This window comes from Listeria sp. ILCC796 (genome assembly GCF_900186175.1).
Lineage (GTDB): Bacteria > Bacillota > Bacilli > Lactobacillales > Listeriaceae > Listeria > Listeria goaensis.
Map to the genome: position 1 here is coordinate 165,738 of NZ_FYBV01000005.1, position 13,378 is coordinate 179,115.

Consider the following 13,378-nt stretch of genomic DNA (forward strand, 5'->3'; position numbering starts at 1 on the left):
ATGATTGGCTATGCGTGTTGTGCTTCAAAGGGTTACAAGTGCAAGTGTGACGATAGATGATGAAATTATTGCGGAAATTCCACAAGGATTCTTGCTTCTTGTTGGTTTTACTCATACGGATACAGAACGAGAAATTGATGTTTTAGTACAAAAAATTGCAAATCTCCGTGTTTTCGAAGATGAAAACCAGAAAATGAATTTATCCATTCAAGAGGTTTCGGGAAACGTGCTTAGCGTATCGCAGTTCACACTTTATGCAGACGCAAGAAAAGGGCGCCGACCAAGTTTCACGGACTCGGCACCGGGTGCGGAAGCGGAAAAGCTTTATAATCGATTTAATAAAGAGTTGGAAAAAGCTGGTTTAGGTGTAGACGCCGGGGTTTTCGGAGCGGATATGAAAGTTTCGCTTGTTAATGACGGGCCAGTCACGATTTTGCTTGATTCAGCTGATTTAATGAAATAGAAAAACCGGAAAGTAAGCTTAACACTTACTTTCCGGTTTTTTTAGTTTGCGAAATAGTTTGCGAGTCCTTCTGTTACGCCTTCAGCAATTTTTGTGCGGTATGAATTAGAATTGATGTTGGCTTCGTCAGTTTTTGAACTTAAATAGCCAAGTTCTAATAAAACAGCAGGTTGCGAGTTTTCGCGTACAACGTAAAAGTCGCCAACACGAGCACCGCGATTTGTTGTTGGAAGGGTATTGCCAAGACTCTTATTAATGCTTTTTGCGAGCCCTTTATCACTGCTATCATAATAGTAAGTAGTTTGGCCGCTTACGCTTTCGTCGTTGTTTTCAAGGCTATCAAAATGCAAGCTGACAAATGCATCAGCATTGTTTTTCGAAGCTACTTTTGTACGCTGACGTAATGAAATATATTCATCGTGGTCACGCGTCATAATCACTTTTGCGCCAGCTTGCTCTAGTCGAGCTTTAATGGCATTTGCTGTTTTTAACGTTGCTTTCTTTTCTATGGTTCCATTTTCACCTTTTGCACCGGGATCGTTTCCACCGTGGCCTGGATCAAGGACGATAGTTGCTTCAGAAAGTTTCGTCGTTTTTGATTTAGCGGGTTTTTCATTTTCATTTCCTACATCGACAACCCAGTTTGCTACATAACCAGTTTGTCCATCAGCTGTTTGAACTTGATACCAGTCACCTTGGACACCTTGAATTCCGTAAGCATGACCAGAGTTTGCTTTTTCAATCACTTCACCGCTTAAATCAGGCTTGCTTCGAATATTTGTAGAGTCATCACGAATCGTTAAACTTTGCAAATTATTTTGGTCAACTTTTGTCGTTGATTCACGAATTGTTATGTAACTCGCATTTACCCAAGCGTTTTGCCCTTTATATTGAATTTGAGCCCAGCCGTTTTGTTCACTCACAACATTGATTTGATCACCTGTATTTAATATGCCTAAAACTGTGCTATCAGTTGACGGTTTGGACCGGACATTTAAGCCGTTTTCAGAACTTACGATCGCCATACTATTACTTGCAGCGCTCACATCTGTGTTTTCAACGAGCCAGCTGGCTACCCAACCGCTATTTCCGTTATCTAAACGAACTTTATACCATTTATTTTCTTCTCCAATGACGCGAAGCACGTCACCTTTACGGACTTGACTTGTTACGTCATAAGCAAGACCTGGACCGTTTCGCACGTTTAAAACTTCCGCCTGAACGCGAACGGCATTTGCATTCGCCATCGCAATCGTTGTAATAACCCCCGCTGCAATGAGTAACGCCGATAAAACGGTGATAAATAAAAATTTATTCTTCACGAAATTGCTACACCACCTTTATAAAAACTTCTTCAGGTCATTAAAATGGTACCACAAATTAAGCTTTCATGGAACTATTAACCATAATTTTTTGAAAAAAGAAAACAATTTTACGCACTACTGAATGTTATTTGATATAATTTTACAGTTTTTCTTTTAGCTAATTGACTTTAGTCGTTTTTTTTAGTAACCTAGAAATAATTCATATTTAAACTGATGACGAAGAAAAGTACAAAGAATCACTCCCATACAAAGAGAGAATTTCATTTGCTGAGAGAAATTCATGGTGAAACTTTTTGGAAAGACACTTCCGAGGTTTTGATCGAAAACGAGTAGGTCGAAACGTAGTCCGGCGTTAACGGAAGAGTGGGAATTTCAAAAATTCCAATTAGGGTGGTACCACGGGTGAATCTACATCTCTCGTCCCTTGTTTTCGGACAAGTGACGAGGGATTTTTTTATATTCAAAAAAGGAGGAAATGTGATGAAAATTCAATTACCACGAGGCACGCGAGATATTTTACCTGAAGAGGTACAAAAATGGCATTTTCTTGAAGATAAATTTCGCGAAATCTGTGAAAACTACCGTTATGAAGAAATTCGTACTCCAATTTTTGAGCACACGGAGTTATTTGAACGTGGTGTCGGAGATTCAACGGATATTGTTTCAAAAGAAATGTACACATTTCATGATAAAAAAAATCGGAGTTTAACACTGCGTCCAGAAGGAACTGCTTCGGTTGTACGCGCGTTTGTTGAACATAAAATGTTCGGTGATGTCAATCAACCAGTGAAGCTATACTATAATGGACCGATGTTCCGTTATGAGCGGCCACAAGGCGGGCGGCAGCGTCAATTCACACAAATTGGCGTGGAGGCAATTGGGAGTGCGGATCCTGCGATTGATGCGGAAGTCATTGCGCTTGCGATGAATTTTTATAAATCCATTGGTCTTAAAAATATTTCGCTAACGATTAACAGTCTAGGGGATAAAGAAAGCCGGTTGAAACATCGGGATGCTCTGATTGCGCATTTCGAACCGCGCATTGACGAGTTTTGTTCGGATTGTCAAAATCGATTGCATAAAAATCCACTTCGTATTTTGGATTGCAAGACGGACCACGCACATCCACTTGTGGCAACGGCGCCATCTATTTTAGATTTTCTAAATGAAGATTCCCGTCTCTATTTTAGCCAAGTAAAAGGGTTTTTAGAGGCAATTGACATTCCGTTTGTAGTGGATCCAACGCTTGTCCGCGGGCTTGATTACTATAATCATACGACGTTTGAAATTATGAGTGATGAGGAAGGTTTTGGGGCTAAAACGACACTTTGTGGCGGCGGTCGCTATCACGGACTTGTGCAAGAATTTGATGGTCCAGATACTCCGGGAATTGGTTTTGGTATGGGCGTTGAACGTGTGCTTCTTGCACTTCAGGCGGCAGAAATTGAAATTCCAAAAGATAAGGAACTTGCTTGTTATGTCATTGTAGCGAGCGAGGAAGCAGAACTTGAAGCAGTTAAAATCGTGAATCAGTTGCGAAATGCTGGTATAAGTGCTGATAAAGATTACCAAAAGCGCAAATTTAAAGCGCAAATGAAAGATGCGAATCGTAAAGAAGCAAAATATACGGTTATCATTGGAGAAGAAGAGCTTGCATCGGGTGAATACCCGCTTAAAAATATGGAAACGGGTGAACAAATTTCAGTTTCAGCTGAGGAACTTGTAAGCCGTTTAACGAAATCCTAAGGAGGAAAAAACGTGGAAAAGAGAACAGCATATTGCGGAGAAATAACAGAAAAATTCATTGGTCAAGAAGTCGTATTACACGGTTGGGTACAAAAACGTCGTGATTTAGGTGGGCTTATTTTTATCGATATGCGTGACCGCGAAGGAATTGTCCAAGTCGTCTTTAATCCGGAGTTTTCCGAAGAGGCGCTTCGTATTGCGGAATCCATTCGTTCAGAGTTTGTCATTACCGTAAAAGGAAAAGTGGCCGCGCGTGATGAGGCGGTTATCAATACTAAAATTGCAACTGGGAAAGTAGAAATTGTGGCATCAAGCGTGACGATTTTAAATCGTTCCAAAACGCCACCATTTTACATTGAAGACGGCATCAATGTTTCCGATGAGCTACGTTTAAAATATCGCTATCTTGATTTGCGCCGCAATGAAATGGCAGAAACATTTAAAATGCGCCACACGGTGACGCGCGTTTTCCGTGAAACATTAAACAAACTTGGTTTTTATGATATTGAAACACCGTATTTAACGAAAAGCACGCCTGAGGGGGCGCGTGATTATTTAGTTCCAAGCCGCGTTTATCCGGGGAATTTTTACGCGCTGCCGCAATCACCGCAAATCTTGAAACAGCTTTTAATGACAGCTGGATTTGACAAGTATTACCAAATTGTTCGTTGTTTCCGCGATGAAGATTTAAGAGGCGACCGGCAACCTGAATTCACCCAAGTTGACCTTGAAACTAGCTTTTTATCCAAAGAAGAAATTCAGGGCATGACCGAAGAAATGCTCGTAAACGTTGTACGGGAAGCGAAGGGGATTGAAATCAGTGCACCATTCCCGCGCATGACCTACAGTGAAGCGATGTCACGTTTTGGTAGCGATAAACCAGATGTACGCTTTGGCCTAGAGCTAATCGATATTTCAGCTCTTGTAAGCGATGTGGCATTCAAAGTGTTCACGTCTGCGATTGAAGCTCGCGGCGTTGTTAAAGCAATTAACGCAAAAGGAGCGGCTGATAAATACTCGCGTAAAGAAATTGATGCGCTAGGTGAATTTGTCGGCACTTACGGCGCGAAAGGACTGGCATGGCTTAAAGTTGAAGAAGGCGAGTTAAAAGGTCCAATTGCGAAGTTCTTTGACGAAGCAAAGCAGGCTGAATTACGCGCAGCACTTGATGCAGAAGCTGGCGACTTACTCCTTTTTGCAGCAGATAGAAGCGAAGTAGTTGCGGCTTCTCTTGGGGCACTCCGCTCAAAACTTGGGAAAGAGCTGGAACTGATTGACGAAAGCAAATTCGCTTTCTTATGGGTAACAGATTGGCCACTATTTGAGTACGATGAAGAAGCAAAACGCTACGTTTCTGCACATCATCCGTTCACTTTACCAAGAGCAGAAGACATTCCTCTTTTGGAAGAAAAGCCAGGGGAGGCGATGGCGGAAGCCTATGATATCGTGCTAAACGGCTATGAAATTGGCGGCGGCTCGCTTCGTATCTATCAAAAAGAAGTACAGCAAAAAATGTTCCGCGCGCTCGGCTTTACGGACGAAGCAGCAGAAGAACAGTTCGGCTTCCTCATGGATGCGCTTGACTACGGCACGCCACCTCACGGCGGCATCGCGCTAGGACTCGACCGCATTGTGATGATTTTAGCTGGAAAAAACAATTTGCGCGACACAATTGCGTTCCCTAAAACAGGAAGTGCAGTTGACCCACTAACAAACGCGCCTGGTGAAGTAAGCAAAGCACAGTTAGAGGAGTTAGGTTTGACTGTTCCTGAAAAAGAATAAGAACCATGACAATGGAGGAGAAAAACAACAATGACAACTTTTACAGCGTTCATTCCAATACTTGTGATTTACGTTCCAATTATTATTTTATTTTTCGTTCTTGTCCATCTGTACCGAAAAAAACGGAAGTCATCAAATAAATAAAAAAAGTGGTGTGAAGTTTTTAGCTTCGCACCACTTTTTTAAAATCCAGTCGTAATGGCTTCCATATTATCGACTTTAACTTTATTTACAAGTAGACCTTGATTGGCCTCGTTTTCCCAGAAAGGACCTTGTAAATTTTTAGCTACTTCTTTACTGACTTTATTTTTATTATAGAATGTCGCTTCTACGTTATAACGACTGCCCTTTTTAACGGTCTTCCACATTTCTTCAGAGAGCGGGATAGTAACTTCTTCAGTACCCGCGCCGTCAATTGTGCCGCTAACAGTATGATCTGCTGATTTTTTGGTTGGTGTAAAATTAAACGTAATATCAACTCTTGTGCTCATGTGTTGATAGTAGAAATATCCGCCACCAATTAGCAAAACAGCAATTATAGTGAAAATGGGAATCTTACGCATAAAATGAGCTCGCGCCTCCAATCTAAATACATCTCACTATCAATTATAGCTGTATTCCGCCCATAGTAAAGGGGAAAAGACAATTTCTCATGATTTTTTTAGAAAAGGAGGCATTTATTTGGTTAATTTTAATTTTCAGTAGGTGAATCTTGAAGTGCTTGGGTTCCAGTTTCGCCTGTGCTAATTTTAATCACTTCGCTAAGCGGATAAATAAAAACTTTCCCATCGCCTGGTTCTCCAGTTCGGAGTGTATTTTCGACGACGCGTAAAACGTCTTCTACAGGAACAGTACTTACGACGATTTCAATTTTCATGCGTTCATGAATATTATTTTCTTTCTTTTTGCCGCGGTACAATTCGATGAAGCCTTTTTCAAGACCTGTGCCGAGTGCTTTTGTTACAGTTAAACCGCTAACGCCGATTTTAGCCAATTCTTTTTGGAAGGCTGCAAATCGGTTGGGGCGCGTAATAATCTCAATTTTTGTTAAATTTGCCATTGTAAAACCTCCTTTTAATCCTGATAAGCTTTTTCGCCGTGAAGTGTCAAATCTAGGCCTTTGTATTCTTGTTCTTCGCTAACACGAAGCGGGAGGACGAGTTTGATAAGTACAACGATGATGATGGTTGCGATTGCAACGAAGACAACGGTTATGGAAATGGCTGCCAGTTGTTTAAATAATAACGCCGGATTTCCATAAAATAAACCGTCGGCTCCTGCCTCATTGATTTTAGTTGTGGCGAACAAGCCGGTTGCGATACCGCCCCAGATGCCACCGATTCCGTGAAGGCCAAATGCATCTAGAGCATCATCATATTTGACTTTTCCTTTTAGCCAGTAGACACCCCAGAAACAAAGCGCGCCGCCAAGAAGGCCGATGAGCATGGAAGCAGGAACGGTGACAAAACCAGCGGCGGGAGTGATGGATACAAGACCCGCGATAGCGCCTGAAATTGTTCCAAGCATAGTGGGACGCTTATTCGTTAGCCACTCGACAAGGCACCAGCCGATAATGCCGGCCGCAGCCGCTGTGTTTGTGTTGACAAATGCCGCCATTGCGACGTTATCAATTGTGAGCGCACTGCCGACATTGAAACCGTACCAACCAAACCAAACGAAGATTCCCCCGATTAAAGCAAGGGGAAGATTGTGTGGTGAAGCCGTATCGACTTCCTTTCTTCGTCCGAGCATGATGGCGAGTACAAGACCTGTTATACCGGAGCTAATGTGAACGACATTACCACCAGCAAAATCAAGCGCGCCTAGATTGCGAAGGAAACCGCCGTCACCCCAAACCCAATGTGCGACAGGGGCGTAGACGAGGAGTGACCAAAGGATAATGAAAACAAGATAGGCGGCAAAATTCATTCGTTCTGCGAAAGCGCCAGATATGATAGCGACTGTTAAAACAGCGAATGTCATTTGAAACATCATAAAGAGCAGATGGGGAATAGCATCGCTGTATAATTCATTCGGTGCGAAACCAACTTGGTTTAAAAAGCTCCAGTCAAAGCTGCCAATGAAGCCATTATTTGGTGCGAAGGCGAGCGAATAACCTACAACAACCCACAAAATCGAGATGACGGCCATCGAAGCAAAACTATACATCGCTGTACTTAAAACATTTTTTCGACGTACCATGCCACCATAAAATAATGCAATTCCTGGTGTCATAAGCCAAACTAACAATGTACAAAAAAACATAAAGACAGATTCCATATTCAACTCTCCTTTAATGTTAGATAAACTAACATTGATTAATTTCTTTATGCCACTATAATACATAAATAAATTTTAATTGCAAGAATTATTTATGAATTCTATGAATTTTGTTAGATTATCTTACATTTAGCGATTTCAATTCGGATTTTTGGAATGAATTTTAGGAGGGAAGAATGTTTTTTTAGGAAAGCGATGTCAGTTTTAATCTAAAAGAAGGGTGGGAAAATCTTGTTTGTTTATGATAAAATGAAACCATGTTGAGGAAAAGGAGCGTTTGACATGGTGAAGAGAAGTCGAGCAGAAGAATTTTTAATTACGCGCAAGAAAATTTTAGATGCTGGCCGAGATTTATTTATGGAAAAAGGATATCGGAGCGTGTCAACGCGTGAAATTGCTGTCATCGCTGGAATTACGCAGCCGGCACTTTATCACCATTTTAAAGATAAGGAGATGCTCTATCTTGAGGTTGTGAAGGAGCTTACGACGAGCATTCAAGCTGACATGAGCGAGTTAATTCGGAAAAATTTAGCGCCGGTGGATGCGCTAAATGAGATGGTTATCATGCTAATTGATAAACACCCGACCAATATTTTACTAATGATTCATGATATTTTGAATGAATTAAAAGAAGAAAATCAATTTTTACTTTATACGCTTTGGCGTGATACGTATTTGCGTCCATTTGAGCATGTTTTTAAGCAATTAGAAGCTCGTGCGGAAATTCGTGAACCTATTTCTGCAGAACGCGCTGCTCGTTTTTTCCTTTCAGCGATAAGTCCACTTTTCTCGCAAATGAGCAAGTTTGAAAGTGCTGAACCGACGGATGTTCGTGTGAAAGAAACGATTAATTTTATTTTGTTTGGGCTATGTAAAAAAGAGGTATAATTTAATATCTTTTTTTTATCGAAGCATATTTATCGATTGATAAGTGAAAGTATGCTAATCTATTTATCGACTGATAAACGAAGGGGGAAAAGATATGAGTCACTTTTTGGAAAAAATGGCTGATGGTGTTGGGGGAAAGAAAGGGCGTTTTGTGACGCTTTCCATTTGGATACTTGCTGTGATTTTGTTGCAGCTTTTCTTGCCGAGTGCGGATGAATATAAAGATGATGCGGCAAGCGACCTTCCAAGTAGCGAGCCATCTGTTGTAGCGGACAACAAAGTAAAAGAATATTTTGGTGGTCAGGCGGGAACGCCGCTTCTGATTACTTGGTATCGTGCAGAAGGTTTGACAAATGAGGACTTAGCGAGCATTCAAGCCATTAATGCGTCGCTTACAAAAACACCAGTGGCGTATCAGGAAGCCACGATTCCACTTGAGAAACTGCCACCAATTGTCCTAAAACAGCAACTTTCAAAAGACCAAACGACTTTCATTCAAACTATCTTGATGGACGAGTCTGCCACAGCAGATGAACTTAAAACGGGGATGAATGAAATAAAAACGCGTGCGGAAGGGGTATTAGGCGAGAACCCTTTTAGCCAAAAAATATCGAGTAAAGATGAGCTAGTTGCGCGGACTACAGGACCAGCAGGTATTAGCGTTGATGCGACAGGGCTATTCCAAGATGCCGATGTTTCACTACTTATTGCAACGGTGCTCATAGTTTTAATTATTTTACTTGTCATCTATCGTTCGCCGATTTTAGCGCTTATTCCGCTTATTGCGGTCGGATTTGCTTACTTGATGATTACGCCACTACTCGGTTTTCTAGGCGAACATGGTTTCATCACGTATGGTTCGCAAGGGCTTTCCATTATGACCGTGCTCTTGTTTGGAGCCGGGACCGACTATTGTTTGTTCCTCATTACACGTTATCGCTCTGTTTTACGTCATGAGGAAAACCGCTTCAAAGCTTTCCGAACAGCGTTTAGTGGGACGTCGGGCGCTATTTTACTAAGCGGACTTACCGTCATGGTGGCACTCTTAATGCTACTTGCTGCACAGTACGGTTCATTTCACAACTTTGCGATTCCGTTTAGCCTTGCCATTTTGATTATGCTACTTTCATCGCTAACGCTAGTTCCGGCGCTTCTTGGGCTATTTGGCCGCGTTTCATTTTGGCCTTTTATCCCGCATCCGAATAAAAAACATAAAAGCGAAAACCAATTTTGGAATCGTGTTGGGAAACTTGCCACGAAACATCCAATTATTGTCACTATTGTCGCACTGCTTCTACTTGGGGGAGCAGCCATTCAAACGATCAATGTTTCCTATACGTATGACACACTCTCAACTTTTCCAGAAGATATGCCATCACGTGAAGGGTTTAAGCTAATAAGTGATCATTACGGGGCGGGGTATTTAGCTAAAGTCGAGGTGCTTGCTGAAAACCCATCTGAAGGGCTCAGGAAGGATTTAGAGAACATAAAAGGCGTTCAATCTGTTAGTTTGCCTGAAAAAAGTAGAGAGAATTCGAGTGTGGTGAAATATGATGTCGTACTCGATATGAATCCTTACAGCAATGAAGCGATGGATTTAATTCCAAAAATCAAACAAGTGGCAAGTGATGATTCAGCGAAAGCGTATGTTGCTGGTCAAACGGCTGCCCAGTATGATAGCCGCGCTGTGACGGAACATGATGAAAAAGTGATTATTCCGCTTGTCATTGCGCTTATAAGCATCTTGCTATTGACGTATTTGCGTTCGATTACAGCGACTATTTATCTTGTCTTGTCTGTTTTAATCTCGTATGCGGCGGCAATTGGATTAGGCTGGCTCATTTTGCATCACGGTTTTGGTGTAACAGCCATTTCAGGGCTCATACCGCTTTATGCGTTCGTATTTATTGTGGCGCTAGGAGAGGACTACAATATCTTTATGATTTCAAGTATTTGGAAAAACGCAGAAAAATGGCCGCTACGAAAAGCGGTTCAAGAAGGCGTACACCAAACAGGCGGGGTTATTACATCTGCAGGTGTCATTTTAGCCGCAACCTTTTTAGTTTTAACAACGTTGCCAATTAATCTGCTCGTCCAATTTGGACTCATTACAGCTATTGGTATATTACTAGATACATTTTTAGTTCGGCCGCTACTCGTTCCAGCAGTTACAACACTGTTTGGCAGATGGGCATTTTGGCCAGGTAAGAAATATAAAACGGTATCGAAAGATTAGAAAAATAAATAAAAGTAAGCAAAAATCCAGTAAAGCTCATTTTTTAAAGATGGCATTATTACTGGATTTTTGTCTATCTATTTTTCTTTTATGTCCTTTTTTTAAAAAGCTCACAAAATCTACATAGGCAGTAAGAAAAGTAACATGCTCTATTAAAATTGTAAGAAAAATACATAAACTGGAGATAAGTTTCAATTAGAATACCCTGCCTGAATTGCGCGACCTTATGGCAAAAGCGTACGTAAGAGGGAGGTTGTTATAACGCTACAAACACAAGAACGGCTAGTGTGGGAGGAAGAGTAAGACCAACAAAATTGGGGGTTTTAATTTTAAAACAGGGTTTCTTGTTGTATACTATAAGAGGTGTTTTTTATATAAATAGAGAAAAGGGGTGTAACCATGAACGGGAAAAAAATAGCGATTTCCATTATTGGTTTATCAATTTTACTAGGAGGTTGTTCATTTATGGGGCAGTCAGATGAAAAAGAAAAGAAAATAGACGACGGGACAACACCTGTTGCGGAGTATAAAGGGCAAGGATTTATTTTCGTTGATGGCGACAAGTCTAAAGAAATTGTCGAAAAGAACGAAGCAGAAATTAAAAAGCGAGCCATCGCATATATGAAAGATACATATAAAACTGATGTTAAAGTGAATAATGTTGTACCTGCAAGAGATGCGGCGGTTGTCATGGTCGAAGCAGAAGACCCGATAGAGTTCCATACTTCTGTGATTGTCGGGCTTGATATGCGAAAAAAAGAGCTTGACCCATTGCCTAATGTTTGGTCTCAGGACGGGCTAGTCGAGAGCGCCATTACAAGTGGTTTATATGTAAAAGCTTACAAAGAAGAATTCGAGAAACTGGATACTTTTACAAAAAAAATAGCTGAAAAATATGAATTACAGGGGTTAAACCAGACCACGATTGATAAGACGCATGCTTCCGGATATGAAAAAAGTTGTTATTTTGTGCCAATTGGTGGACAGTCTACAGCAGTTTATGATGCTTATATTAAAAATCCCAACATTTCAGTAAGTGAAATAAGGAACTTATTTTTTAAAGTGGACAGTAAGTTTGAAGATGCAAATGTAGTTTTACACTTCTTTAATACAAGCGAAGGAGTACCAAAACAAGAAACTGCAGAGGAAATTGCTGAAGATGTGAGGAATGAAGCAGGAATACCTAAAGGGGTATATAACGTTACTCTCTATGACAATTTCATCGTCAATCGAGTTGGTCAGCCTGATGGAGACAATGTTAATGTAGAAGATATTAAAAAATAGTTAAGAGGGGAGGACATCAAGACGTGCAAACGGCAGAAAGATTAAAAACATCGGACCTAGATATAATAGAATTAAGTGGTAAAATAGTTTATCAAGAACCCCAAAGAGGAGACCTAGTCAAAGTAAACGGTGTACCAAGTGCTTATGAAGTTAAAGAAGGCAAATACGGGACAAAATCCGGACTAGATTACATGATTGTCGAAAACACGAAAACGGGTGAAGTCGGCATGATTTTCCAAGGAACACAAGGTCAAAAAGACGGTGGTCGGGATATTATTACCGATGCCACGCTTCCTGGAAATATTCCGGATGATCAACTAAAAGCAGCGGATAAAGCCTACAAGAAAATGAGTAAAAAATATGACATTAAATACGTTGGAGGAAACTCTTTAGGGGGCGGGCTTGGGAATTATGTCGCGTCAAACAATGAGGTGAAAAGTGTAACCTATAATCCTGCGATTTTGCCTGATGGCAAATATTCACAAAAGAATCCTGATATTACCAACTATATGAGCGAGTATGACCCGTTAACACTAGGGGAACGAAGTGCGGGATACTTGAGTCGCTTGCCGGGGAAGCATGTCACCTTAAAAAACAACGTACCTTTATTTACCACTCTTACCTCGAACCACACGGGTTATAGTGACCCTATCAACATCGACGGGGAAGAAATCTTGATTGATGCCGACGCCTATTTACCCGTTGGTGTGTGGAGTGGGGCTGTTCTCACGGGTGGAAAAGGGCATAAAATAGATGTGAACCCTGCAAATATGAAAATCTTAGCGGACTCCATGGTATCGAAAATGAAAGGGCAAATCACGACCGCTCAAACGCATGTGGATCATGCCGTGGATATTGTCGAACGGGAAGGCAGTCAACTAGATGACAGAAAAACCAAGCTAGCAGATAGTTTTGACGATTTACTCGGACAGGGAAGCTTCGGAAAAGCGTTAACGACGCTGTCGGGTTATGAATACCTACGGGATACTATTGAATCAGGGATGCCAGGCGTCTCACTGGCAAGCAAGGCCATTTACAAGCTTAAAAATTCTTCTGCGGTTTCTGATTTTCTAGTCAGCTTTTTAGGGAATTTTAACGGCATGCTGGGGACATCTATTGAATTGCCTATTTTGATTGTGGATACCGTGACGCGACTAGATGACATCATTACCCAACTAAACGCGCTTAAAAAGCATGCCATTCCGATGCTGTTTCAAGGGATAGATAACGAATTTTTCAGTGATGGTATGGTGGCAGAACTAAAAGCCCATTATAAAACGATAGATGAAAATAAAGAGGTTGTAACGAGTCAAATTATTACGTTCAGTACACAAGTTACTTACGTGTCCAAAGAGTTGGAAAAAGCGGACAAGC

Annotated in this window: 11 protein-coding genes and 1 other annotated feature; of the genes, 7 read left to right on the top strand and 4 right to left on the bottom strand. The window is 41.1% G+C overall.

Annotated features, from left to right (window positions below):
• The first annotated feature begins 10 nt into the window (after positions 1-10).
• Positions 11-463 carry a D-aminoacyl-tRNA deacylase gene (dtd, locus tag CFS04_RS07560; RefSeq protein ID WP_088810031.1) on the top strand — a complete coding sequence of 151 codons (453 nt, stop codon included), beginning with the start codon at positions 11-13 and terminating at the stop codon, positions 461-463.
• A 41-nt stretch (positions 464-504) separates the two neighbouring features.
• Here dtd and CFS04_RS07565 read toward each other — a convergent pair whose 3' ends face one another.
• Positions 505-1,785 carry an N-acetylmuramoyl-L-alanine amidase gene (locus CFS04_RS07565; protein WP_088810032.1) on the bottom strand — a complete coding sequence of 427 codons (1,281 nt, stop codon included), beginning with the start codon at positions 1,783-1,785 and terminating at the stop codon, positions 505-507.
• A 207-nt stretch (positions 1,786-1,992) separates the two neighbouring features.
• Positions 1,993-2,216: a binding site (T-box leader), on the top strand.
• 52 nt (positions 2,217-2,268) lie between these two features.
• Between CFS04_RS07565 and hisS the strand changes: the two genes are divergently transcribed.
• Together hisS and aspS are read left to right on the top strand one after the other, a co-directional pair.
• Entirely contained in the window at positions 2,269-3,534 is a 1,266-nt protein-coding gene (gene hisS, locus CFS04_RS07570) for a histidine--tRNA ligase (protein ID WP_088810033.1), read from the top strand.
• 12 nt (positions 3,535-3,546) lie between these two features.
• Positions 3,547-5,316 carry an aspartate--tRNA ligase gene (aspS, locus tag CFS04_RS07575; protein ID WP_088810034.1) on the top strand — a complete coding sequence of 590 codons (1,770 nt, stop codon included), beginning with the start codon at positions 3,547-3,549 and terminating at the stop codon, positions 5,314-5,316.
• A 182-nt stretch (positions 5,317-5,498) separates the two neighbouring features.
• On the opposite strand, the gene CFS04_RS07580 is transcribed toward aspS, so the two are convergent.
• The 3 genes from CFS04_RS07580 to CFS04_RS07590 form a co-directional block, all read right to left on the bottom strand.
• On the bottom strand, positions 5,499-5,879 hold the full coding sequence (locus tag CFS04_RS07580; RefSeq protein WP_088810035.1) for a hypothetical protein: 381 nt from the start codon (positions 5,877-5,879) through the stop codon (positions 5,499-5,501).
• Between the two features lie 128 nt (positions 5,880-6,007).
• Complete coding sequence (locus tag CFS04_RS07585; RefSeq protein WP_088810036.1) at positions 6,008-6,376, bottom strand: P-II family nitrogen regulator; 369 nt, start codon at positions 6,374-6,376, stop codon at positions 6,008-6,010.
• A 14-nt stretch (positions 6,377-6,390) separates the two neighbouring features.
• The gene (locus tag CFS04_RS07590; RefSeq protein WP_088810037.1) at positions 6,391-7,596 is read right to left on the bottom strand and encodes an ammonium transporter; all 1,206 of its coding nucleotides are present in this window, start codon (positions 7,594-7,596) and stop codon (positions 6,391-6,393) included.
• A 282-nt stretch (positions 7,597-7,878) separates the two neighbouring features.
• Between CFS04_RS07590 and CFS04_RS07595 the strand changes: the two genes are divergently transcribed.
• From CFS04_RS07595 to CFS04_RS07610, 4 genes are all read left to right on the top strand, one after another.
• The gene (locus CFS04_RS07595) at positions 7,879-8,484 is read left to right on the top strand and encodes a TetR/AcrR family transcriptional regulator (protein ID WP_088810038.1); all 606 of its coding nucleotides are present in this window, start codon (positions 7,879-7,881) and stop codon (positions 8,482-8,484) included.
• Positions 8,485-8,578: 94 nt separating this feature from the next.
• Positions 8,579-10,720, top strand: coding sequence for an MMPL family transporter (locus tag CFS04_RS07600; protein WP_088810039.1), 2,142 nt, complete (start codon positions 8,579-8,581; stop codon positions 10,718-10,720).
• A 399-nt stretch (positions 10,721-11,119) separates the two neighbouring features.
• Entirely contained in the window at positions 11,120-12,004 is an 885-nt protein-coding gene (locus tag CFS04_RS07605) for a DUF1672 family protein (protein WP_088810040.1), read from the top strand.
• Positions 12,005-12,027: 23 nt separating this feature from the next.
• Positions 12,028-13,378: SA1320 family protein (locus CFS04_RS07610; protein WP_255377778.1), on the top strand; the 1,351-nt coding region annotated here is incomplete at its 3' end.

Coding starts and splice junctions, on each gene's coding strand:
- CFS04_RS07585 (WP_088810036.1), bottom strand. CDS start 6,376: ATGGCAAATTTAACAAAAATTGAGATTATTACGCGCCCCAACCGATTT.
- CFS04_RS07595 (WP_088810038.1), top strand. CDS start 7,879: ATGGTGAAGAGAAGTCGAGCAGAAGAATTTTTAATTACGCGCAAGAAA.
- CFS04_RS07580 (WP_088810035.1), bottom strand. CDS start 5,879: ATGCGTAAGATTCCCATTTTCACTATAATTGCTGTTTTGCTAATTGGT.
- CFS04_RS07600 (WP_088810039.1), top strand. CDS start 8,579: ATGAGTCACTTTTTGGAAAAAATGGCTGATGGTGTTGGGGGAAAGAAA.
- hisS (WP_088810033.1), top strand. CDS start 2,269: ATGAAAATTCAATTACCACGAGGCACGCGAGATATTTTACCTGAAGAG.
- dtd (WP_088810031.1), top strand. CDS start 11: ATGCGTGTTGTGCTTCAAAGGGTTACAAGTGCAAGTGTGACGATAGAT.
- CFS04_RS07605 (WP_088810040.1), top strand. CDS start 11,120: ATGAACGGGAAAAAAATAGCGATTTCCATTATTGGTTTATCAATTTTA.
- CFS04_RS07590 (WP_088810037.1), bottom strand. CDS start 7,596: ATGGAATCTGTCTTTATGTTTTTTTGTACATTGTTAGTTTGGCTTATG.